This window comes from Arthrobacter sp. Alg241-R88, assembly GCF_900537115.1.
GTDB lineage: Bacteria > Actinomycetota > Actinomycetes > Actinomycetales > Micrococcaceae > Arthrobacter.
On record NZ_UNRG01000001.1, the window covers coordinates 869,643 to 889,687 of the forward strand.

Genomic DNA, 20,045 nt, shown 5'->3' on the forward strand with positions numbered 1-20,045 from the left:
AAACTTAAACCCACGCCATCTACTGAGTGAAGTGAGAGAGATGACTGCCACTGCTACCGAACACGTAGCCGCAACGTCCGGTGCTACCGGCCGCATTGCGCGCGTAATCGGCCCGGTTGTCGACGTCGAATTCCCGGCTGACGCAATCCCGTCCATCTACAACGCCCTGACTACCGAGATCACCCTCAACGGAGTCACCAAGACCATCACGTTCGAGACCTCCCAGCACCTGGGCGACAACCTCGTGCGCGCCATCTCCCTCCAGGCCACCGACGGACTTGTCCGCGGAACGTCCGTGGTGGACAGCGGTGCCCCCATTTCCGTACCCGTTGGCGACGGCGTCAAGGGCCACATCTTCAACGTCCTGGGCCAGCCCCTGGACGTTACCGAGGCGGAACTGCAGATCAGCGAACGCTGGCCTATCCACCGCAAGGCCCCGAGCTTCGCGTCCCTTGAAGGCTCCACCGAGATGCTGGAAACCGGCATCAAGGTCATCGACCTCCTCACCCCGTACATCAAGGGTGGAAAGATCGGCCTGTTCGGCGGCGCCGGCGTGGGCAAGACCGTTCTGATCCAGGAAATGATCACCCGTGTTGCCCGCAACTTCGGTGGTACTTCCGTGTTCGCCGGTGTGGGCGAGCGTACCCGTGAAGGTAACGACCTCTGGGTTGAAATGGAAGAGGCAGGCGTCCTCAAGGACACCGCCCTTGTATTCGGCCAGATGGACGAGCCGCCGGGAACGCGCCTGCGCGTGGCGCTGTCCGCACTGACCATGGCGGAGTACTTCCGCGATGTGCAGAACCAGGACGTGCTGCTCTTCATCGACAACATCTTCCGCTTCACGCAGGCAGGTTCCGAGGTTTCCACCCTCCTCGGCCGCATGCCTTCGGCCGTGGGCTACCAGCCCAACCTGGCAGATGAGATGGGTCTCCTGCAGGAGCGCATTACCTCCACCAAGGGCCACTCCATCACCTCGATGCAGGCCATCTACGTTCCCGCAGATGACTACACCGACCCGGCACCGGCAACCACCTTCGCACACCTCGACGCGACCACGGAACTGTCCCGTGAAATCGCCTCCCGTGGTCTGTACCCGGCTGTTGACCCGCTGACGTCGACCTCGCGCATCCTGGATCCCCAGTACATCGGCAAGGACCACTACAACACGGCTGTCCGTGTGAAGCAGATCCTGCAGAAGAACAAGGAACTCCAGGACATCATCGCCATCCTTGGTGTTGACGAACTGTCTGAAGAGGACAAGATTGTTGTGTCGCGTGCGCGCCGCATCCAGCAGTTCCTCTCGCAGAACACCTACACCGCCAAGCAGTTCACGGGCGTCGAGGGCTCCACGGTTTCCATCAAGGACACCGTCGAGGGCTTCACCGCCATCTGCGACGGCGACCTTGACCACATCGCGGAGCAGGCGTTCTTCAACGTCGGCGGCCTCGATGACGTTGAGCGCCAGTGGGCCAAGATCCAGGAACAGACCAAGTAATATGGCTGAGCTTGAGGTTGAGATTGTCGCAGCGGACCACTTCGTGTGGTCCGGAGCGGCCAAGATGGTCAAGGCCCGCACCAGCGATGGTGAAATCGGAATCCTGCCCGGCCACTCGCCCCTGCTGGCGATCCTGGCCGAGGGTGAACTGGCCATCCAGCCGGTGTCCGGTGACCGTATTGCCGTAGATGTTGACGGCGGATTCTTCTCCGTGGACAACAACCGCGTGGTTATTGTTGCTGACAACGCCCACCTGGGCGGCTCGGCTACCGCTGGGATCCGCTAGCACCAATTTGATGGACGCACCGAGTCTTCCGTTCATCGCCATGGCAATCGCTTTTGGATTGCTGATCTTTGCACTGTGCCTTTCGGGGGTGCGCCGCTTCAATCTGCGGCGTGCCCTCGGCACGGTGGACGCCTCCATTTGCATGGCTGGAAACAGCTGGCAGATGGGGGTTTGTCGTTATCAGGACAACGACCTTGAGTGGTTCCGGCTGCTCTCGTTGAGCGTCAGGCCCAAACACAAGTTCAAGCGGCACTCGCTGGAACTGCTGGGCCGCCGCAAGCCCACCGAAGCCGAGGCAGTCAAGGTCCAGCCCGACGTCGTGATTGTCGAATTGCGGTACGAGGGGCAGGACCTTCGCCTTGCCATGAAGTTTGACGCCTATGCCGGCCTCTCGTCCTGGCTTGAAGCCGGGCCGGTCATCGGCGTGGGTACCTGGCGCTAGCCCGCGTGGACTGGCTCTACGACCTCCGGATCACCGACGGCCCGGTGTTCTGGCTTTCCTTTGCCCTGGGTGTTGCCGGTGCCGTGTATCTCCTGGCCCCGCCCCCTCATATCCGCGCCCGCCGCTGGTTGGTCCGCGCCCTCGCCGCTGCCGCCATGGCCTACGCGCTGGTGGCCACCGTCCACTGGGCACTTATCAACGTTTTTTCCGTATTCCCGGAGAACATTCCGGATCCGGTCCTGCTGTGGGTGGTGCCCGGCGTCGCAGCCCTGATCCTGTTCTTGCTCCGGCTGCCCCGGAGCAGTTGGAACCGCCGTGCAGCCGGCCTGGTGGCCGTGCTTCTGGTGGCAGCCCTTTCATCCGTCCAGATCAATGCGTACTTCGGGCTCAACCGCACGGTAAGCGACCTCTTGGGCACGGCGCTGGCCCGGATCCCGGCCCTCGAGGCGGACCTCACGCGGCAGCCGGGGGAGGCCGACGGCGTTCCCCTCCCAGGGTGGGCGCCGCAAGGTGACATGCCGGATGGGGGAGTGCTCCGGAAGGCTGCCATCCCCGCCGTCCTGTCCGGAATGGACGCCCGCGAAGCATATATCTATCTTCCGCCGGCCTACTTCGCGGAAAACCGCCCCGCCCTTCCCGTGCTGGTCCTGGTGGCCGGCCAGCCGGGCGGGCCTGCCGACTGGCTCACCGGGGGCACCCTGCAAGCCCACATGGACTCCTTCGCCGCTTCCCATGGCGGCATTGCCCCGGTGGTGGTGGTGCCGGACCCGAACGGCTCGCAGTCCGCGAACACGATGTGCATGGACAGCCGGATAGCCAAGGCCGATACTTACCTGTCGCGCGATGTGCCCCAGTGGATCACCTCCACCCTTGCCGTTGACACGAACCACAAGCAATGGGCCATCGGCGGATTTTCCTTCGGCGGCACCTGCGCCCTGCAAATGGGAACGCGGCACCCCGGCCTGTTTCCCTCCGTCCTCTCCTTTTCCGGGGAAGCCGAGCCGGCCATCGCCAAGGAGCGGCAGAAGACCATCGACGCCGCCTTCCCCGGGGACCCGGACGCGTTTGAGCGGCAAACGCCCCTTGCCATCATGAAAGAGCGCCGCTTCGAGTCCAGCGCGGTGTACCTGACGGCAGGACAGGACGACCCGGAATTCGTGGCGTACCTGCACACCCTGGCCGCAGCCGCACGGGAGGCCGGCTTCACCGTGCGGGCGCACGAGGTGGAACACACCGGACACTCATGGGACACGTCCTCGAAGCGGATCGCCGATGCGCTGCAGTTCCTTGCCGACAGGTGGGGACTTCAACAGTGACCTCCGTGAAGCAGGTCCGCACAACGTCCCTGGCCTGGACAACAGTGGGACGACCGGCACGGGACCGGGTCATCGCCGCCCTGAAATCGATGCCGTTCTCCGTCGCTGTGCTTGCGGTGTTTCTTACAATCGGGGCAATCAGCGGCAGCTACCTGGCAGGGCCGCCAGAGCAGTTGCTGCACGTGGCAGGAGTGAGCGGACCGGGCCTGCGTGCCGGCAACTGGTGGTCCCTGTTCACCAGCCTTTTCTTCGCCACCAACCCGTTGGCCTATCTTGCCGCCTCCCTGATGATCCTCCTGCTGCTGGGCCTTGCCGAGCGCAGGATGGGAACACCAGCAGCGGTGGGGTTCTTCTTTGGCGGCCAGTTTGCTGCCGTCACGCTTTTCCTGCTGCTGACCCAGCTCGCAGACTACGCGGGTGACGGGTGGCTGGACCGCATGGCCGACGACATCCTGATCGGCCCCTACCCGGCAATCCTGACGGCGGCCCTCGGGGCCAGCGGCAGGTTGCCGGTCCTGTGGCAGCGACGGTTGCGGACAGGCGTGCTGTCCATCTCGCTCCTGCTGGTTCTCTACATTGGGCATGCGGAGACGGTGATCGGACTGCTCGGTGCCGTCCTGGGACTCCTGGCGGGGTGGTGGATCCAGGGCGACCACGGCCACCTGCACCGGCACCGGTCCACCGGCCGGGAGACCCGGAACCTCCTTGCACTCACCGTCGCCGTCTTCGCCGTGGGTCCGATCCTCACGGGAATAGCGCGGGCGCCCACCGGCCCGCTGGCTCTTTTGCGCGACGTTGTCCTGAACCCCATGCCCACGCTCAGCCAACTGGCTTTCAACTGCGGTGCCACGGTGGAAGCGTCCTGCCTCGAAGCCGGCAGGGCAGGGTTTGCGGGGCCATTCGGACTTGCGCTTGCTGTGGTTCCAGTAGTCCTGCTGCTGATCTGTGCGGACGGAATGCGCCGCGGCCGGCGGCTTGCGTTGAACATCGCGCTCGCCATCCAGCTCGCCGTCACGGCGCTGGCCGCCGTCTACCTGGCACTGTTCGCCCTGGTGCCGTCCCGGCTGCAGGGCCCGTCCGCCCCGCCGATGGGAACCGCCTTTGCCCACGTGCTTCCGCTGGTTGGCGTACCCCTGCTGCTGGGGGCGCTCCTGTGGTTCAACCGGCGGCAGTTCCGCGTGCAGACGCTTCCTTCCGCACGGCGGACGCTGGCTCTGCTGGTGGGAGGAACATGGCTTGTCCTTGCCGGAACTTACGCGGCCGCCTGGTTCTGGTCCGGCGGATTGAGGCGCGACGGCGGCCTGCTGGGCCTGTTCGCGGAGCTGGCCCGGCAGTACGTGCCGGTTCCCATCCCGCAGCACTACCACCGCGTCTTCGCCGACAGAAACAGTGTGGAGGCTGTCCTTTTTGCCTACTCAGGACCGGTGTTCTGGGTGGTTGCGCTGGCGGCCGTATGGTGGGCGCTGCTGGGCGGACACCATGGCAACGATTCCGGACGGCAGGACAGGATCCAGGCACGCAAGCTGCTTCACCAGGGCGGCGGACCCCTGTCCTGGATGGCGCTCTGGGAACCCAACAGCTACTGGTTCAGTCCGGACGGCAAGGGTGCGGTGGCTTTCCAGCGGCACGGCAGCGTGGCGCTGACACTGGGCGGAGCCTTCGGTCCAGCACAGTGCCAGAAGGACGTTACCGCCGGGTTTTTGGCCCACTGTAGCCGCCACGCGCTGATTCCGGCACTCTACTCCTGCGACGACACGCTCTGGCCCATGCTCGAGGAGCGCGGATTTTCCCGCGTGGCGGTGGCGCAGGAGACACGGCTGGCAATTCGCGAACTCGAATTCAAGGGCAAGGAATGGCAGAACGTCCGCACGGCTTTGAACCGTGCTGCAAAGCTTGGCGTCAGGGCCGTCTGGGGATCTTACGAGACGCTGCCCGCGGCGCTGCGCTCCCGGCTGAGTGAAGTCTCCGAGGAATGGGCGGCAGGAAAAACGGTCCCCGAAATGGGCTTCACCCTCGGCGGCATCGATGAGCTCGATGACCCGGAGGTCCTGTGCTGCCTCGCCGTTGACGAGCACGGCACCGTCCACGGAGTGACCAGCTGGCTGCCCGTGTACGACGGCGGGACCCTGGTCAGCCGGACCCTTGACGTCATGCGCCGGGGTGCCGAGGGATTCCCGGGGGTGATGGAGTTCCTCATCGCCTCAGCGGTACTCGAGCTGCGTACTTCCGTGGAGGTTATCTCCCTCTCCGGCTCTCCACTGGCGAGCGTGCCCGGAACCGGCGGTGGTTCCAGCGGGGAGGACCGGGCGGATAACCTGGTCCGCATCCTCGACCTCGTGGGGCATGCCCTGGAACCGGTGTACGGATTCCGGTCCCTGGCGGCATTCAAGTCGCGCTTCAAGCCGGAGTATCGCGCCCTTTACCTGTATTACCAGGACCCGCTGCACTTGCCCGCTATTGGCCGCGCATTAACACGTGCCTACCTGCCCGGGCTTTCCCTTCCGCAAGGCGCACGCCTTGTGCGCAAATTGGTGAAGTGAACTCTTCCAATTAGCACCAACAATGCGCGGGCCGGCCGAACAAGGCGGCGTGGTGATGCCCGAGGACGGAAGCTGGAATTCAACAAAAATGGTCCCCGGCATAATTGCCGGGGACCATTTTTTCGCTGCCGGCCGCATTAAAGCGGCCGGGCAGCGGGGACTAGACCAGCGTCACACCGGTGGCCTGCGGGCCCTTGGCGCCCTGACCGATTTCGAACTGAACACGCTGGTTCTCGTCGAGGGTCTTGAAGCCACCGGTCTGGATCTCCGAGTAGTGCACGAAGACATCACCATCGGAGTCATCCGGGGTAATGAAGCCGAAGCCCTTTTCAGCGTTGAACCACTTGACGGTTCCCTGTGCCATTTATTTCTCCTCATTGTGGAACTTGTTTAAGATCGGCACACCTCGTGCCGGCCTTGGTCACTCCGCGAGAAGAATCCTGGATTGCCCGTCCCGGAAAGGGACCGGCGCTGCAGGAGCTTCGCGCTCGCAACATGTCTTGCGAGCATGAAAAACACCTACACAAAGACTGAGATAAGAATTTCACGCTGCCCCGCGGAGGTCAACGGTTTGTGTGGAGAAACGGCTAAATTTTGGGTAAAAAGACGGTTAAATGCCTTGTCAGAGCCGAATTGGGGAAGATTCAAGGCTCAGCGGCACGGTTCGGGAGCGGCCGGGACAGCCTCCGTCAGAAGAGCCGGGACTCGCTGTCGTCCACGCCCCGCATCGCGTCGTAGTCAAGGGTGACGCAATCGATCCCGCGGTCGTTCGCCAGGACCTTGGCCTGCGGCTTGATCTGCTGCGCGGCGAAGATGCCCCGGACGGGGGCCAGCAGTGGATCGCGGTTCAGCAATTCAAGGTACCGGGTGAGCTGCTCCACGCCGTCGATGTCGCCACGGCGCTTGAGCTCGATGGCTACGGTGGCGCCGCCCGCGTCGCGGGCCAGGATGTCCACCGGTCCGATGGCGGTGAAGTACTCGCGGCGGATGAGGGAGTAGCCTTCACCGAGCGTTTCAATCTGCTCCGCGAGGAGCCGCTGCAGGTCCGCCTCCACACCGTCCTTGATCAGGCCGGGATCCACGCCGAGGTCATGGGAGGAGTCACTGAGTTTCTCGTGGATGTTGATGATGAGCCGGTCGTCCGTCTTGGCCGATTGCACTGTCCACTGCTCGATGACGCCGAGTTCCAGGTCCACGTCCTCCGGGGAAGAGACCCGCAACGTTGCCGGCGGACTCATCCAGTTGAGCGGCTTGTAGGAGCCGCCGTCGGAGTGGACCAGGACGGAGCCGTCCGCCTTGACCAGCAGGAGCCTGGTGGCAAGGGGAAGATGGGCTTTGAGCCGGCCAACGTAATCAACAGAGCATCGGGCTATGACAAGTCGCACGCCGTACAGACTACCGCCTGGTGCCGCTCGCCTTTGCCCCGGGCAGGGCCGGCAGGCGGAGTGGTTCCCGCCCGGCAGCACCGGCCGAGGCTGGTGCTGGGGCAGAATGGATGCATGCCGCGTTCCAACCGTCCCCGCCGTCCCGTGTCCGGAAAAGCCGGGGCCGGTTCGGGCAGGGCGGCCGGAAAGAAGGGAACCGGCGAGGTCCCCGAGCTTGACCTGGAACGTGCGCGGGCAGGCATCGCCCGACGGGAAAGCGCTCCCGACGGCGAGTGGATGGTCCGCACCATGACGGCCAGGAACGCCGAAAAGACGTACATCTGCCCGGAGTGTTCCACTGCGGTGCTGCCAGGGGTTGCGCACCTTGTGGTCTGGAAGGACGACCACCTCTTCGGCGCTGCCGCGGGGCTGGCGGAACGGCGGCACTGGCACACCAATTGCTGGATGACCCGCAGTTACCGCTACCGGTAGGGGGCCCGCCGCAGCTGTCGCTAAGCTGGCAGGCATGACTTTTGATCCGGCGTCGTACGAATTCAGCCAGTCCACCGGTCCCGCTCCCATCCGTGCCGCCACTGTCCTGCCGGCCCGACGCGAAAACGTGGAGCTGCAGACGGAGGACGGCCACACCCTGGTGGGCGAACTGGCACTGCCGGAGTCCGGGCACGTGAAGGCCACGCTGATTACCCTTCACCCGCTGCCGACCCACGGCGGCTTTATGGATTCCCACGTCTACCGCAAGGCCTCCTACCGGCTGCCCGCGCTCGCCGGCATCGCGGTGCTGCGGTTCAACACCCGCGGCACTGAATCCCCGAGGGGTACCAGTACGGGGGCGTTCGAGGAGGGTGTTGGTGAGCGGCACGACGTGGAGGCTGCGGTCCGCTTCACCGTCGAACGCGGCCTGCCCAACCGTTGGCTGGTGGGCTGGTCCTTCGGCACCGAACTTGCCCTGATGTACGGGGCAACGGAGCCTGTCGCCTCGCAGATCGAAGGCGCCGTGCTGCTGTCCCCTCCACTGCACCGGGCCAAGGATGCGCACCTGCTGCAGTGGGCGCAATCCGGAAAACCGCTCAAGGTGCTGGTGCCTGAGCACGATGACTATCTGCAGCCGGAGGCCGCTGCAGGGCGCTTCAGCCTGGTGCCCCAGGCACGCGTGGTGGGCGTCAAGGGCGCGAAGCACCTGTGGGTGGGGGAGAAGTACGCGGGGCGCGTGCTGAACGAGATTGTGGAAGAAGTCACCGAAGCAGGCACCGGGGGTACCGGCCTGCCGCAGGAATGGGACGGCCCGGTGGCCACGGCGCCGGCTTAGGCGGGAATGACCAAGTGCCGAACGACAGGCCTGCGGCTCAGTGCTTGTCCTGCCGCACGATGTAGATTTCCCGGATCAGCAGCAGGACAGCGGCCGCCGTGGGAATGGCGATCAGTGCGCCGAGGACACCCAGCAGGCTGCCGCCGGCGATGACGGAAATGACTGCCACCGCCCCCGGCACCGCCACGGCCTTCTGCATGATGCGCGGGGAGATGAAGTAGGCCTCGAACTGCAGGTAGGCGAAGTAGCATACGGCGTAAACAGCGGCGGTCTGCCAGCCTTCGGTCAGCGCGATGAGGACTACCAGCACTCCGGCGATCAGCCCGCCGACCAGGGGGATAAAGGCGAGCAGCGCCACCACAAACGCCAGCAAAAGGGCGAAGGGGATCCCCACGATGGACATCACGATAAAGGCAAAGGTGGCATTAAGCAGGGCCACGCAGGCCTGCCCAATCACATAATTGCCCACGGAACGGGTGATCTCGTCGGACAAAGCCTCCACCCGAGCCCGGCGGGAACGCGGCGCCAGCCGGTAGCCCCACTTTTTCATTGCCGGCAGGGCGGCCAGGAAATACAGGCTCAGCACCAGGACAATCAGGGTGCCGAACAGGCCATTGGCCACGGTTGACCCGAAGCTCACCACGCCGCCGAAGATTCCGCCCACAGCAGCGGGATCATTAACGAACTTGTCCAGCTCCTCCGTCAGCCGGTCACGGACGCCGAACTGGTCATCAAGGCTGCGGAAGAACTCGGAATCAATGAAGTCCCGCACCCAGATGGGCGCCTGCTGGACAATCTCGGTTACCTGCTCAACGATCGTGGGGATCAGGGTGGCGAAAAATCCGACGACGGCACTCACCAGCACGGTAACGGACACCAGGATTCCTGCGGGGCGGGGGATCTTCCGGCTCTCCAGCCAGCCAACAACGGGCTCGAGCCCAAGGGCAATGAACAATGCCGCAACAATCCACAACAGCAGTTGCGTGGTGTTGGATCCGATCCAATAGACGAGCAGGGCCAGCCCCACGCCGACGGTGCCCATAAAACCCATATAGAGGGGATGCTGCGGTGACATCCTGGGCCCCGGATCACCGAACTGGGGCTCTACCTCACCGGGCTGGCGGTCAACCTGGTTGTCCTGGTGCGAGTACTCCGGCGGCATTTCAAAGCGCAGCCTCGGCTGGGCCCCCGGCAGCGGCTGGCGGAGGCGGCGGACCACCAGACCGAGGGCTGCCGCCGCCGCCCCCTTTCGGCGCACCGGTACAGGGTCCTGCGGAGCGTTTGCCGAAGGCTCAGCACCCGCCGGATTCTCGTGTGCCGCGGAGGACTCGTCGGTCTTGTCAGTCACTGGAATTTAGGGCCTGTTCGGTGCGTGGCGCCGCTGGTGCGCGCCGGTGTGATGATCATCGCAAACACTATCAGCAGCCTTGTCAACACCCGCGGAGGGGACGCTCACGGAGGCGGCGGAAGGAGTGTATCCGGCTCCGGAACCAGGGCTCCGGTAACCAAACCGTTACTATTGAAGGTAAACCCCCGCTGATGATAGGTGTTCCCTTGCGTTTAAAGACTGCAGTCGCACTCGTGCTGCTCGGCCTCCTGACACTGCTGGCCGGCATCGGCCAGAAAACCATCTGGGCCCCGTCCGAGACTTTCACGGCCTCTGCGCCCGCCGATTCCGAGGCGGCGCCGCTGACCGTCATAGACGGAAACCTGCGCACCCTGCACGGCGGAACCGTCAAGATCAACATTGAGGGCGACGGCAACTTCCTGCTCGCGGCGGGGCGTCCCGACGATGTGGACGCCTGGGTAGGCCAGACGGCCCACAACACCGTCACGGGGGTATCGGAGGACGGTAAGGCGCTTCAGGTGGAACACGCCGACGGCGAAGCCACCACACCCAGCCCCGCCGGCTCCGATCTTTGGGTTTCCACCGAGAACGCCAGCGGCCAGCTGGAGTACTCCTGGACGCCGCCCGCCGATGGCGACTGGACGCTCCTGCTGGCCTCAGACGGGACCAAGCCCGCTCCGGCCTCCATCTCCATGACGTTCCCGAACGATACTTCCACCCCGTGGGCCATCCCGCTGATGGTGCTGGGCTCGCTCCTGATCCTCGGCGGGATCGTCCTGGCCCTGCTTTCCGTCCGCAAGCGCAACGGTGACGGCGACGGCCAGGGCAGCGGCTTTGCCCAGCGCGCCCGCGCCAGGACTGAGGCACGCTCATCCTCGCGGGTAACCATGGTTGCCGCGGGCGTGGTGGCTGCAGCCGTAGTGGCCGGAACCGGCGCCGCCGCAAACGCCACTTCGCCGGCGCCTTCCCCGGGTTCGTCATCGACGGCCTCGCCTGCAGCGCAGGAGCCGTCCGGTGCGCCGGTGTTGCTGGACGCCCAGTTCCGCCGCATCCTGGAGCAGGTCTCCAGCGCCGCGGACGCCGGCGACGCAGCAAAGGATGGGGCAAAGCTGGCCGACCGCGTGGGCGGGACGGAACTTGAAGTCCGGACCCAGAACTACAAAATCCGCTCGCAGGTTGGATCCTACGAGGCACGGATGCCCGTGCGTTCCACCAAGCTCCTCACCACCGTGGTCACAAGCAACCGCGAGTGGCCCCGGTCCGTCCTTGCCGTGACCCAGGGCGAGGGCAACGTTGTGCCGCAGCTGCTGACGCTCGTCCAGGCTTCTCCGCGGGAGAATTACAAGCTGGTGGAAACGAATCCGCTGCAGCCGGGCACCACCTTCCCCACCATCAACCGTGACGGTACGGAAACGCTTGCTGCCGCTGACAAGACCGGGCTGCTGTACAGCGGCGAAGAGGCCATGTCCGGCCTCGCCGACCGCCTCACCTCCGCCGAGTCGGCTTTCAAGGACAAACTGGTGGAGGGTGAGTCCTCGCCGTACATCGCGGACACCCTGTCCTACCAGGCCGAGGTGGTCAAGGCAGGCGAGAACGGAAACTTCTCCTTCACCCACAAGGTGGTTCCCGAAAGCACTGTGGTGTTCCGGACTGCCGACGGCGGTGCGCTGGTCCTGGGCCGGATCAACTTCGGCTTCGAGGGAACGCCGAAGGCTGCCGGTGACAAGCTCACCATCGGTGACGATGCCGCGGCCCTGGCCGGCGGCAAGGAAACCACCACCGGCATGGTCCTGAACTTCGCCGAGTCCGTCGCGGTATACGTTCCGCCGGCAGGCTCCACCGACCCCATGAAGCTTGTGGCTGCCACCCGCGGCCTGGTGGGCGCCAGCTTCAAGTAGCCCCCATACCTGCATTACCCCCGGCAGCGGCCGGAGTGGCTAGAGTGGAAAGCATGAGTTCGCCAGCTTCCCGCCCAGTCCCTCCTGCCGCTGCCAACCTGCTTAACCTGCGCGGCGCCGTCGACCTTTCCTCCCTGAAGCAGCGCCCGGCCGCCCCGGCCCCCGCCTCGCCGCCGCCGGGAACGGAAGCACCCGCTGGAGCGCAGCCCGGCGCTCCTGAGCTGATGGTCAACGTGACCGACGGCAACTTCCAGCAACTGGTGGAGTTGTCCGCGCAGGTGCCTGTGGTTTTCGCTCTTTGGGCTTCCTACTCACCCGAGTCATCAACCATGCTGGCCGTCCTGGAACGCGTGGTGAACAGCTATGGCGGCAGGCTGGTTCTCGGCGCCGCCGACATCGAAGCGTTCCCGCAGCTGGCCCAGGCGTTCCAGGTGCAGGCCGTTCCTACCGCCGTTGCGGTACTCAAGGGCCAGCCGGTGCCGCTGTTCCAGGGCGGCGCGGACGAACAGCAGGTCCGGAGCCTTTTTGATGAACTGCTAAAGGTAGCGGCGGCAAACGGCGTGACCGGAAGCCTTGGCGGCGGCGCTGCCCAGGACGGGGAGCCTGCACCGCTGCCGCCTCTGCACCAGGCCGCTTTTGACGCCATCGAAGCCGGCGATTATGCAGCGGCTGCAGAAGCCTACCGGCAGGCGCTGAACGAGATGCCCGCCGACCACGAGGCGAAGGCGGGGCTGGCCCAGGTGGAGCTGATGGCGCGCCTCCAGCCGCTCACGGCCCAGGACAGTGGAGCACTGCGCGCGCAGGCGGCCAATGAGCCGGACAACCTGGAGGCACAGTTTGCCGTCGCTGACCTGGACGTTGCCGGCGGTCATGTGGAGGATGCGTTGAACCGCCTGGTCAGCTTCATTGGCAGGAACTTCGGACCGGAGCGTGAGGCCGCCCGGGTCCGCCTGCTCGAGCTCTTCGATGTGGTGGGCGCCGCTGATGAGCGGGTGGCCAAGGCCCGCCAGGCACTCGCCAGGGTGCTCTTCTAGTGCCTGCCCTGTTCGAGCCGCTGAAGCTCCGCTCACTGGAGCTCCAGCACCGTGGCTGGGTATCGCCCATGTGCCAGTACAGTTGCGAGGCCGACGCCGCGCCCGGCGTTCCGAACGACTGGCACCTGATGCACCTGGGCTCCTTCGCCGCCGGCGGCGCGGCATTGATCCTCACTGAGGCTGCCGCCGTCAACCACGAAGGCATGATCAGCCCCCGTGACGCCGGCCTCTACAACGATGCCCAGGCCGAAGCCTGGCAGCGAATTACGTCCTTCGTGCACCGGCACGGGGCGGCGGAGGCAAAAATCGGCGTCCAGTTGGCCCACGCGGGCCGGAAGGCCTCCACCTACTGGCCCTTCTCCGGAAAGCACGGCAGTGTCCCGGAGTCCGACGGCGGGTGGACCACGGCGGGGCCCTCGCCGTCGGCGTTTGACGGCTACGCCGAACCCGCCGTGATGAGCGGGGAGCAGATCGACGGAGTGGTCAGCGATTTCGCGGCCGCCGCTGTCCGCGCCGTTGATGCCGGTTTCGACACAGTGGAAATCCACGGGGCGCACGGCTACCTCCTGCACCAGTTCCAGAGCCCGCTGATCAACACGCGGACCGACGCCTGGGGCGGGGATGAGGCGGGACGGAACCGCCTGATGCTTGCCGTGGTGGACGCCGTGCGGGCTGTTATTCCGGACTCAATGCCCCTGCTCCTGAGGATCTCCGCCTGTGACTGGGCCGACGGCGGGGTGGACCTCGCGGCCTCGGTGCGGCTGGCACGCGAGGCAGCGCAGCACGGCGTGGACCTCGTGGATGTTTCCAGCGGGGGAGCCGTTGCCCATCAGCAGATCAAGGCGGGGCCCGGCTACCAGACGGGCTTCTCCGCTGCCATCCGAAGGGACGCAGGGGTGCCCACCGGAACGGTAGGCCTCCTGACCTCCGCCGGCCAGGCCGAACATGCCATTGCCACCGGGCAGGCCGACGGCGTCTTTATCGCCCGGGCGGCGCTGCGGGATCCGCACTGGTGGCTGCGGGCGGCCTTCGAGCTGGGCCATGACATTAAGTGGGCGCCGCAGTACGAGCGCGCCGTCCCCCGGCGGACCTTCTGAAAGCCGCGCACATAATGGCTCATGGGCAGCGCGACCACCACGATAACAAGGGGCAGGCTCCTGGTGACGGAATTGACCGGCGGCTGGAAGCCGCCATCGTGGACCTTCTGGCCGCCCGGGCTGCAACGTCCACCATTTGCCCGTCGGATGCTGCCCGCGCTGTTGGTGATGAGAATTGGCGGCGCCTGATGGAGCCTGCCCGCAGGGCCGCCCGGCGGCTGGTTGAAGCCGGCGAGGTGGAGATCACCCAGGGCGGTTCGGTGGTTGATCCCGCCACGGCAAAAGGGCCCATCCGGATCCGGAAGGTGCGGTAGCAACCGGCATCCGCTCCGCCGGTTCCTGCAGTTGCTTTTGCCGGTCCTGCCGCGCCGGCAGAGCGCCTCCCTACTCCTTTGACGCTACTCCTGCAGGAGGACCCCGCTGCCGCACCCTGAGGGCTAGTCTGGCTTCATGACTGCTCAGCAACCAGATCCGGCGCGGCCCGCCGGTCCCGTAGCCGCACTGTCCATCCGGGGACTCGCTAAGCGCTTCGGCGAAAAGATCGCAGTGGACGGCATCAGCCTGGACGTCCCCGCGGGCTCCTTCTTTGGGATTGTAGGCCCCAACGGCGCCGGCAAGACCACCACGCTGTCGATGGCTACCGGGCTGCTGCGGCCGGACTTCGGCACCGCCGTCGTCCACGGCGTGGATGTCTGGGCCCGGCCGTTGGAGGCCAAGCGGCTGATGGGGATCCTGCCGGACGGCGTACGGCTCTTTGACCGGCTGACCGGCGAACAGCTCATCACCTACGCCGGGTTGCTGCGCGGAATGGACAAGGACGTGGTGGCCAGCCGCGTGGGCGAGCTGCTGGCAGCCCTGGACCTGTCACAGGACGCCGGCACGCTGGTGGTTGACTACTCCGCAGGCATGACCAAGAAGATCGCCCTGGCGTCTGCCCTGATCCACGCGCCGAGGCTGCTGGTACTGGACGAGCCCTTCGAAGCCGTCGACCCTGTCTCCGCCTCCAACATCCGCTCCATCCTGGACAGCTACGTGGCCTCCGGCGGAACGGTGATCGTCTCCAGCCACGTGATGGACCTGGTGCAGCGCATGTGCGACCACGTGGCAGTAGTGGCCGGCGGCAGGCTGCTGGCCGCAGGAACCGTGGACGAGGTGCGCGGTGGAGTTTCCCTGGAAGACCGGTTCGTCCAGCTGGTGGGCGGCCGCAGCCACACGGAAGGGTTGGAATGGTTGCGCACCTTCTAAGGCTCAAACTGACCCTGCTGCGCAATGGCCTGCGGCGCAGCCCGTGGCAACTGGTGGGCATGGCCTTCGCGGGGCTTTATGCCCTCAGCGTCGTCGCCACGCTGGTGGTTGTCCTCGTCCTGCTTCGCCAGGCGGAACACGAGCTGGTGTACACAGCCGTGGTGCTGGGCGGCTCCGTGGCCGTCCTGGGCTGGGGAATCATTCCGGTGGTTGCCTCAGCCACGGACATGACCCTTGATCCAGCCCGCTTCACCACTTTCGCCGTCCCCATGAAGCAGATGCTGGCCGGGCTGGCGCTGGGCGGACTGATCGGTATTCCGGGTTTGGCCACGGCACTGGTGGCACTGTCCACGGTGGTGACGTGGTCCCGGGGCGTCCTGCCGGCGCTTGCAGCGTTAGTGGGTGCGGCCCTGGGTGTCCTGACCTGCATCGTGCTGTCCAAAGTGGTGACCACGGCAACGGTGAGCCTCGCGTCGTCCCGCCGCTTCAAGGATGTCAGTGCCGTCGCGTTTATGGTGCCCCTCGTCCTTTTGGGCCCGATCGTGGCGGGGGTGGGACGGGGAATCACCGCCTCCACCGGCTTCCTGCCGGACTTCGCCCGGACGTTGTCATGGACTCCACTTGGAGCTCCCTGGTCCCTGGCCGGCGACATCGCGGCCGGCCGGCCCGGCGAAGCGGCGTTGAAGCTGCTCCTTTCCGCTGCGGTGCTGGCCGGCCTTGCCTGGTGCTGGAAGCTGCTTTTGGAACGTGCCCTGGTCACCCCGCCCTATTCAGGAAGCGGGAAGCGCAAGGGCGGAAAGCTGGGGCTGCTCGGGTTGTTGCCCGCTGTCCCGGCCGGCGCTGTGATGGCGAGGGCGCTCACCTACTGGTTCCGTGACCCCCGGTACTCCGGCTCGCTCATCGTGATACCGCTCCTTCCAGTGGTGCTTGTCTTCCAGGGCAGCCAGGCCGGCGACTTCAGCACCCTGGCATTCCTGGCTCCGCTGTCGGCGTTCATCCTTGCCTGGTCCATCTCTGCCGATGTGTCCTATGACAACACCGCCTTCGCGCTGCACCTGGCCAGCGGGGTCCGGGGTGTTGACGACAGGCTGGGCCGCGCCCTGGCCTGCCTGGCCTTCGCACTGCCGGTGGTACTCGTGTTTGCCGCCGGGTCAGCCGCCTTCACGGGCGACTGGGGCCCGTTGCCCGGCCAGTTGGGACTGAGCCTGGGGATCCTCTTCACGGGACTCGGGTTGTCCTCCGTGGTCTCGGCCCGGTACACGGTGGCGGTTCCCCTGCCGGGTGACAGCCCGTTCAAGAAACCCCCGGGAAACGTGGGCCAGACCCTTGCAGTCCAGTTCGCCGGGCTGGGAGTCCTGCTGGTCCTGGTTTTGCCGGAGGCCGCCCTCCTGATCGCACAGCTGGTGACCGGAAACCCCCTGTTCGGCTGGCTGAACCTGGCCGTTGGGCTCCTGTTGGGGGTGGGCCTGTTTGTGGCCGGTGTCAGGCTGGGCGGAAAATGGCTGGACGGCCGCGGCCCTGAGCTGCTGGCCCAGGTCACCGTGAACCGCTGACGCGTGAACCGCCGGCTTCTAGACCGCACCCGTAACCGCTGAAACGGCCCCGGAAGGAACAGCATGGAAGTAGTCATCCTCAACGGCAGCAAGCAGATCGGAAAACTTGCCGCGGACGCCATCGGAGAACTCCTCCGGCGCAAGCCGGACGCCGTCCTGGGGCTCGCCACCGGATCGTCGCCGCTGCCGGTCTACGATGAACTCGCTGCCCGCCACGAGCGGGACGGCCTGGACTTCAGCCGTGCCTCCGGTTTTGCCCTCGACGAGTACGTGGGCCTGCCGGCCGGCCACCCCGAGTCCTACCGGGAAGTGATCCGGCGGGAGTTCACCAACAGGGTCAACATCGCTCCGGAGAACGTCCACGGACCGGACGGTACGGCAACGGACATCCTGGCGGCCTGCCGCGCCTACGAGGAATCCATCACGGCAGCGGGCGGCATCGACCTGCAACTCCTCGGCGTGGGCACCGACGGCCACATTGGGTTCAACGAGCCCGGCTCCTCGTTCGCCTCCCGCACCCGGATCAAGAGCCTCATCGAACAGACACGCCGGGACAACGCGCGGTTTTTTGGCAGCCTGGCGGAGGTCCCGCACCACGTCCTGACCCAGGGGCTGGGGACCATTATGGATGCCCGGCATGTGATCCTCGTGGCAACCGGCGCACAGAAGGCGCAGGCTGTCCGCGAGTTCGTTGAAGGTCCGGTGTCCGCGATCTGTCCCGCGTCCGTGCTGCAGTTCCATCCCCATGCCACCGTCCTGCTGGACGAAGCTGCCGCCTCGGCATTGAAACTGGCTGATTTCTACCGGCACACCTATGACAACAAACCCGCCTGGCAAGGTCTCTAGCCGGAGGGTTTCCGGCGGGTCCGGCAGCGGAAAAGTACGACGCCGGCAGGCCGCGGGCGGCTGTTTTCCCACCTCCCGAGGACGCGCCGCCGTCGAACGCCGCACGGCCGGAACGGCTAAGATGGATCGCATGACTAGCATGACGGACCCTCTCGACAACGACCCGATGCGTGAGCTTTCCGGGGCTGGATCGTCCACGGCCACCATTGAGCGCGAGGAACTGCGCCAGGAGGTGGAGCCCGGAGACCGGGAGCGCTTTTCGCACTACGTGCGCAAGGAAAAGATCATGGAGTCGGCGCTGACGGGGGACCCCGTCATCGCCCTGTGCGGCAAGGTCTGGACGCCCGGCCGGGATCCGCAGAAGTTCCCGGTGTGCCCGATGTGCAAAGAGGTCTATGACGGCCTCCGCCCGGGCAACGACGGCGGCAAGGGTCCCGGAGGGGACTCAGGCAACAACAAGTAGTGACGGAGACGCTCTTTGGCGGCCCCACCCTGCCTCCGGCTTATCCGGAACGTGCAGCCTGGGGAACCGCCCCGAAACTCCGTGCCTGGCAGCAGGAAGCCCTGGACCTCTACCTGAGGACAAGTCCCCGGGACTTCCTGGCCGTGGCTACGCCTGGCGCCGGTAAAACCACCTTCGCGCTCCGCGTGGCGTCCATGCTCATCGAGTCCGGCACCGTCAACCGCGTGACCATCGTGGCGCCCACGGACCACCTGAAGCGCCAGTGGGCTGATGCGGCGGCCAGGGTGGGTATTGCCATCGACCCCAACTTCAAGAACTCCGACGGCCAGCACGGCCGAGGCTTCATCGGAGTCGCCGTCACGTACGCGCAGGTGGCCAGCAAACCCATGCTGCACCGGGCCAAAACCGAGGCCGCGCGGACGCTGGTGATCCTGGATGAGATCCACCACGGCGGCGAGGCGCTCTCCTGGGGCGACGGGCTGCGTGAAGCCTTCGACCCCGCCGCCCGCCGGCTTTCCCTGACCGGTACTCCCTTCCGCTCGGACACCTCACCCATTCCGTTCGTGGAGTATGCCGAGGACCGGGACGGGATCCGGCGGTCCAAGGCGGACTACACCTATGGCTACGGCAACGCACTGCGGGACCACGTGGTCCGGCCGGTGATGTTTATGGCCTATTCCGGTCAGATGCGCTGGCGGACCAGCGCGGGCGAGGAAATGGCCGCTTCACTTGGTGAGGCCGCGGTGACCAAGGACATAACCTCGCATGCCTGGCGCACGGCTCTGAACCCGGCGGGCGAATGGATTCCGGCCGTGCTGGCCGGGGCGGACAAGCGGCTGAGCGAGGTGCGCCGCACGGTCCCCGACGCCGGCGGACTGGTGATCGCCACGGACCATGAGGACGCCCGGGCGTACGCAGGACAGCTCAAGAGGATTACGGGGGAGTCGCCCACTGTCATCCTTTCCGATGACGCGAAGGCGTCCAGCAAGATCGAAGAGTTCACCGCAAGCGACAGGCGCTGGATGGTGGCGGTCCGCATGGTGTCCGAAGGCGTGGACGTGCCCCGGCTTTCCGTCGGCGTGTACGCCACGTCAACCTCAACCCCGCTGTTTTTCGCCCAGGCGGTGGGGCGCTTCGTCCGTGCCCGCAAGCGGGGGGAAACGGCGTCGGTCTTCCTGCCGTCCGTTCCCCAGCTGATGGCCCTGGCCAACTCCATGGAGGCCGAACGGGACCACGCCCTGGACCGGCCGGAAAAGGAGGACGGGGACGGCCTTTTCAACCCCGAAGACTCGCTGATGGCCGAAGCCAACCGCGAGGACAAGGCCTCGGACAGCCTGACGAAGGGCAAGTTTGAGGCCCTGGACTCCCAGGCGTCCTTTGACCGGGTCCTGTTCGACGGCGGCGAGTTCGGCACCGGCGGCGAGGTGGGCTCCGACGATGAGATGGACTTCCTGGGCATTCCCGGATTGCTGGACGCCGAACAGGTGGGCACGCTGCTTCGCCAGCGCCAGCACGAGCAGCTCAACCGGAAGAACCGGAAGTCGTCCGCGTCAGCGGTCGGAACGGAACCCGCGGCTCCGGCCGTCCCGGACCACCGGCTGCTCATGGATCTACGAAACGAGCTGGCCAAGAACGTGGCTGCCTGGTCGGCGCGGACAGGCACGCCCCACGGCGTGGTCCACACCAAGCTGCGGACTGTCTGCGGCGGTCCGCCAGTGGCCCAGGCCAACGAGGAACAGCTGCAGTCCCGCCTGCGGAAGCTTCAGGACTGGTTCATCGGCAGGAAATAGC

At 65.9% G+C, this 20,045-nt stretch carries 19 protein-coding genes; 16 read left to right on the forward strand and 3 right to left on the reverse strand.

Annotated elements, in window-relative coordinates:
- Positions 1–40 precede the first annotated feature (40 nt).
- From atpD to G6R19_RS04010, 5 genes are read left to right on the forward strand one after another with little or no spacing between them, the layout of a single operon-like run.
- Positions 41–1,495, forward strand: a complete 1,455-nt coding sequence (atpD, locus tag G6R19_RS03990) for a F0F1 ATP synthase subunit beta (RefSeq protein WP_163162500.1) — start codon at positions 41–43, stop codon at positions 1,493–1,495.
- Position 1,496: 1 nt separating this feature from the next.
- Positions 1,497–1,781, forward strand: a complete 285-nt coding sequence (locus G6R19_RS03995) for a F0F1 ATP synthase subunit epsilon (RefSeq protein ID WP_013601509.1) — start codon at positions 1,497–1,499, stop codon at positions 1,779–1,781.
- A gap of 10 nt (positions 1,782–1,791) precedes the next feature.
- Positions 1,792–2,223, forward strand: a complete 432-nt coding sequence (locus tag G6R19_RS04000) for a DUF2550 domain-containing protein (RefSeq protein WP_163162502.1) — start codon at positions 1,792–1,794, stop codon at positions 2,221–2,223.
- A gap of 5 nt (positions 2,224–2,228) precedes the next feature.
- Positions 2,229–3,539, forward strand: coding sequence for an alpha/beta hydrolase-fold protein (locus G6R19_RS04005; protein ID WP_163162504.1), 1,311 nt, complete (start codon positions 2,229–2,231; stop codon positions 3,537–3,539).
- Positions 3,536–6,079 (forward strand): DUF2156 domain-containing protein, encoded by a 2,544-nt coding sequence (locus G6R19_RS04010; protein ID WP_240341745.1) that lies wholly within the window; start codon positions 3,536–3,538, stop codon positions 6,077–6,079. The genes G6R19_RS04005 and G6R19_RS04010 overlap by 4 nt, the downstream gene beginning before the upstream one ends.
- A 160-nt stretch (positions 6,080–6,239) precedes the next feature.
- On the opposite strand, the gene G6R19_RS04015 is transcribed toward G6R19_RS04010, so the two are convergent.
- Entirely contained in the window at positions 6,240–6,443 is a 204-nt protein-coding gene (locus G6R19_RS04015; RefSeq protein WP_011692441.1) for a cold-shock protein, read from the reverse strand.
- A 325-nt stretch (positions 6,444–6,768) separates the two neighbouring features.
- The gene (nucS, locus tag G6R19_RS04020; protein WP_163162508.1) at positions 6,769–7,464 is read right to left on the reverse strand and encodes an endonuclease NucS; all 696 of its coding nucleotides are present in this window, start codon (positions 7,462–7,464) and stop codon (positions 6,769–6,771) included.
- 114 nt (positions 7,465–7,578) lie between these two features.
- Here nucS and G6R19_RS04025 point away from each other — a divergent pair, with 114 nt between their 5' ends.
- Both G6R19_RS04025 and G6R19_RS04030 read left to right on the forward strand, forming a co-directional pair.
- Positions 7,579–7,935: an ATP/GTP-binding protein gene (locus tag G6R19_RS04025; protein WP_163162510.1), complete on the forward strand. Its 357-nt coding sequence runs from the start codon at positions 7,579–7,581 to the stop codon at positions 7,933–7,935.
- A gap of 34 nt (positions 7,936–7,969) precedes the next feature.
- Complete coding sequence (locus G6R19_RS04030) at positions 7,970–8,770, forward strand: alpha/beta fold hydrolase (protein ID WP_163162512.1); 801 nt, start codon at positions 7,970–7,972, stop codon at positions 8,768–8,770.
- Between the two features lie 37 nt (positions 8,771–8,807).
- On the opposite strand, the gene G6R19_RS04035 is transcribed toward G6R19_RS04030, so the two are convergent.
- Positions 8,808–10,118 carry an AI-2E family transporter gene (locus tag G6R19_RS04035; RefSeq protein WP_163162514.1) on the reverse strand — a complete coding sequence of 437 codons (1,311 nt, stop codon included), beginning with the start codon at positions 10,116–10,118 and terminating at the stop codon, positions 8,808–8,810.
- A gap of 191 nt (positions 10,119–10,309) precedes the next feature.
- Between G6R19_RS04035 and G6R19_RS04040 the strand changes: the two genes are divergently transcribed.
- From G6R19_RS04040 to G6R19_RS04080, 9 genes are all read left to right on the forward strand, one after another.
- The gene (locus G6R19_RS04040) at positions 10,310–12,016 is read left to right on the forward strand and encodes a hypothetical protein (RefSeq protein ID WP_205484219.1); all 1,707 of its coding nucleotides are present in this window, start codon (positions 10,310–10,312) and stop codon (positions 12,014–12,016) included.
- A 53-nt stretch (positions 12,017–12,069) separates the two neighbouring features.
- Positions 12,070–13,050: a tetratricopeptide repeat protein gene (locus tag G6R19_RS04045; protein WP_163162516.1), complete on the forward strand. Its 981-nt coding sequence runs from the start codon at positions 12,070–12,072 to the stop codon at positions 13,048–13,050.
- Positions 13,050–14,147, forward strand: a complete 1,098-nt coding sequence (locus G6R19_RS04050; RefSeq protein ID WP_163162518.1) for an NADH:flavin oxidoreductase/NADH oxidase — start codon at positions 13,050–13,052, stop codon at positions 14,145–14,147. Before G6R19_RS04045 ends, G6R19_RS04050 begins: the two co-directional genes overlap by 1 nt.
- A gap of 14 nt (positions 14,148–14,161) precedes the next feature.
- Positions 14,162–14,461 carry a DUF3253 domain-containing protein gene (locus G6R19_RS04055; RefSeq protein WP_163162520.1) on the forward strand — a complete coding sequence of 100 codons (300 nt, stop codon included), beginning with the start codon at positions 14,162–14,164 and terminating at the stop codon, positions 14,459–14,461.
- A gap of 136 nt (positions 14,462–14,597) precedes the next feature.
- Entirely contained in the window at positions 14,598–15,392 is a 795-nt protein-coding gene (locus G6R19_RS04060) for an ABC transporter ATP-binding protein (protein ID WP_163162522.1), read from the forward strand.
- The gene (locus tag G6R19_RS04065; protein WP_163162524.1) at positions 15,374–16,945 is read left to right on the forward strand and encodes a transporter; all 1,572 of its coding nucleotides are present in this window, start codon (positions 15,374–15,376) and stop codon (positions 16,943–16,945) included. Before G6R19_RS04060 ends, G6R19_RS04065 begins: the two co-directional genes overlap by 19 nt.
- Before the next feature lie 63 nt (positions 16,946–17,008).
- Positions 17,009–17,791 (forward strand): glucosamine-6-phosphate deaminase, encoded by a 783-nt coding sequence (gene nagB, locus G6R19_RS04070; RefSeq protein ID WP_163162526.1) that lies wholly within the window; start codon positions 17,009–17,011, stop codon positions 17,789–17,791.
- Positions 17,792–17,912: 121 nt separating this feature from the next.
- Positions 17,913–18,254 carry a DUF3039 domain-containing protein gene (locus tag G6R19_RS04075; RefSeq protein WP_163162528.1) on the forward strand — a complete coding sequence of 114 codons (342 nt, stop codon included), beginning with the start codon at positions 17,913–17,915 and terminating at the stop codon, positions 18,252–18,254.
- Entirely contained in the window at positions 18,254–20,044 is a 1,791-nt protein-coding gene (locus G6R19_RS04080) for a DEAD/DEAH box helicase (RefSeq protein ID WP_163162530.1), read from the forward strand. Before G6R19_RS04075 ends, G6R19_RS04080 begins: the two co-directional genes overlap by 1 nt.
- Position 20,045: the final 1 nt, after the last annotated feature.

What these genes read in the sequence shown, in the direction of transcription:
- nagB (WP_163162526.1), top strand. Translation starts at nt 17,009, where the DNA reads ATGGAAGTAGTCATCCTCAACGGCAGCAAGCAGATCGGAAAACTTGCC.
- G6R19_RS04030 (WP_163162512.1), top strand. Translation starts at nt 7,970, where the DNA reads ATGACTTTTGATCCGGCGTCGTACGAATTCAGCCAGTCCACCGGTCCC.
- G6R19_RS04075 (WP_163162528.1), top strand. Translation starts at nt 17,913, where the DNA reads ATGGATCGCATGACTAGCATGACGGACCCTCTCGACAACGACCCGATG.
- G6R19_RS04015 (WP_011692441.1), bottom strand. Translation starts at nt 6,443, where the DNA reads ATGGCACAGGGAACCGTCAAGTGGTTCAACGCTGAAAAGGGCTTCGGC.
- G6R19_RS03995 (WP_013601509.1), top strand. Translation starts at nt 1,497, where the DNA reads ATGGCTGAGCTTGAGGTTGAGATTGTCGCAGCGGACCACTTCGTGTGG.
- G6R19_RS04055 (WP_163162520.1), top strand. Translation starts at nt 14,162, where the DNA reads ATGGCTCATGGGCAGCGCGACCACCACGATAACAAGGGGCAGGCTCCT.
- G6R19_RS04045 (WP_163162516.1), top strand. Translation starts at nt 12,070, where the DNA reads ATGAGTTCGCCAGCTTCCCGCCCAGTCCCTCCTGCCGCTGCCAACCTG.
- G6R19_RS04065 (WP_163162524.1), top strand. Translation starts at nt 15,374, where the DNA reads ATGGTTGCGCACCTTCTAAGGCTCAAACTGACCCTGCTGCGCAATGGC.
- G6R19_RS04060 (WP_163162522.1), top strand. Translation starts at nt 14,598, where the DNA reads ATGACTGCTCAGCAACCAGATCCGGCGCGGCCCGCCGGTCCCGTAGCC.
- G6R19_RS04025 (WP_163162510.1), top strand. Translation starts at nt 7,579, where the DNA reads ATGCCGCGTTCCAACCGTCCCCGCCGTCCCGTGTCCGGAAAAGCCGGG.
- G6R19_RS04000 (WP_163162502.1), top strand. Translation starts at nt 1,792, where the DNA reads ATGGACGCACCGAGTCTTCCGTTCATCGCCATGGCAATCGCTTTTGGA.
- atpD (WP_163162500.1), top strand. Translation starts at nt 41, where the DNA reads ATGACTGCCACTGCTACCGAACACGTAGCCGCAACGTCCGGTGCTACC.
- G6R19_RS04040 (WP_205484219.1), top strand. Translation starts at nt 10,310, where the DNA reads ATGATAGGTGTTCCCTTGCGTTTAAAGACTGCAGTCGCACTCGTGCTG.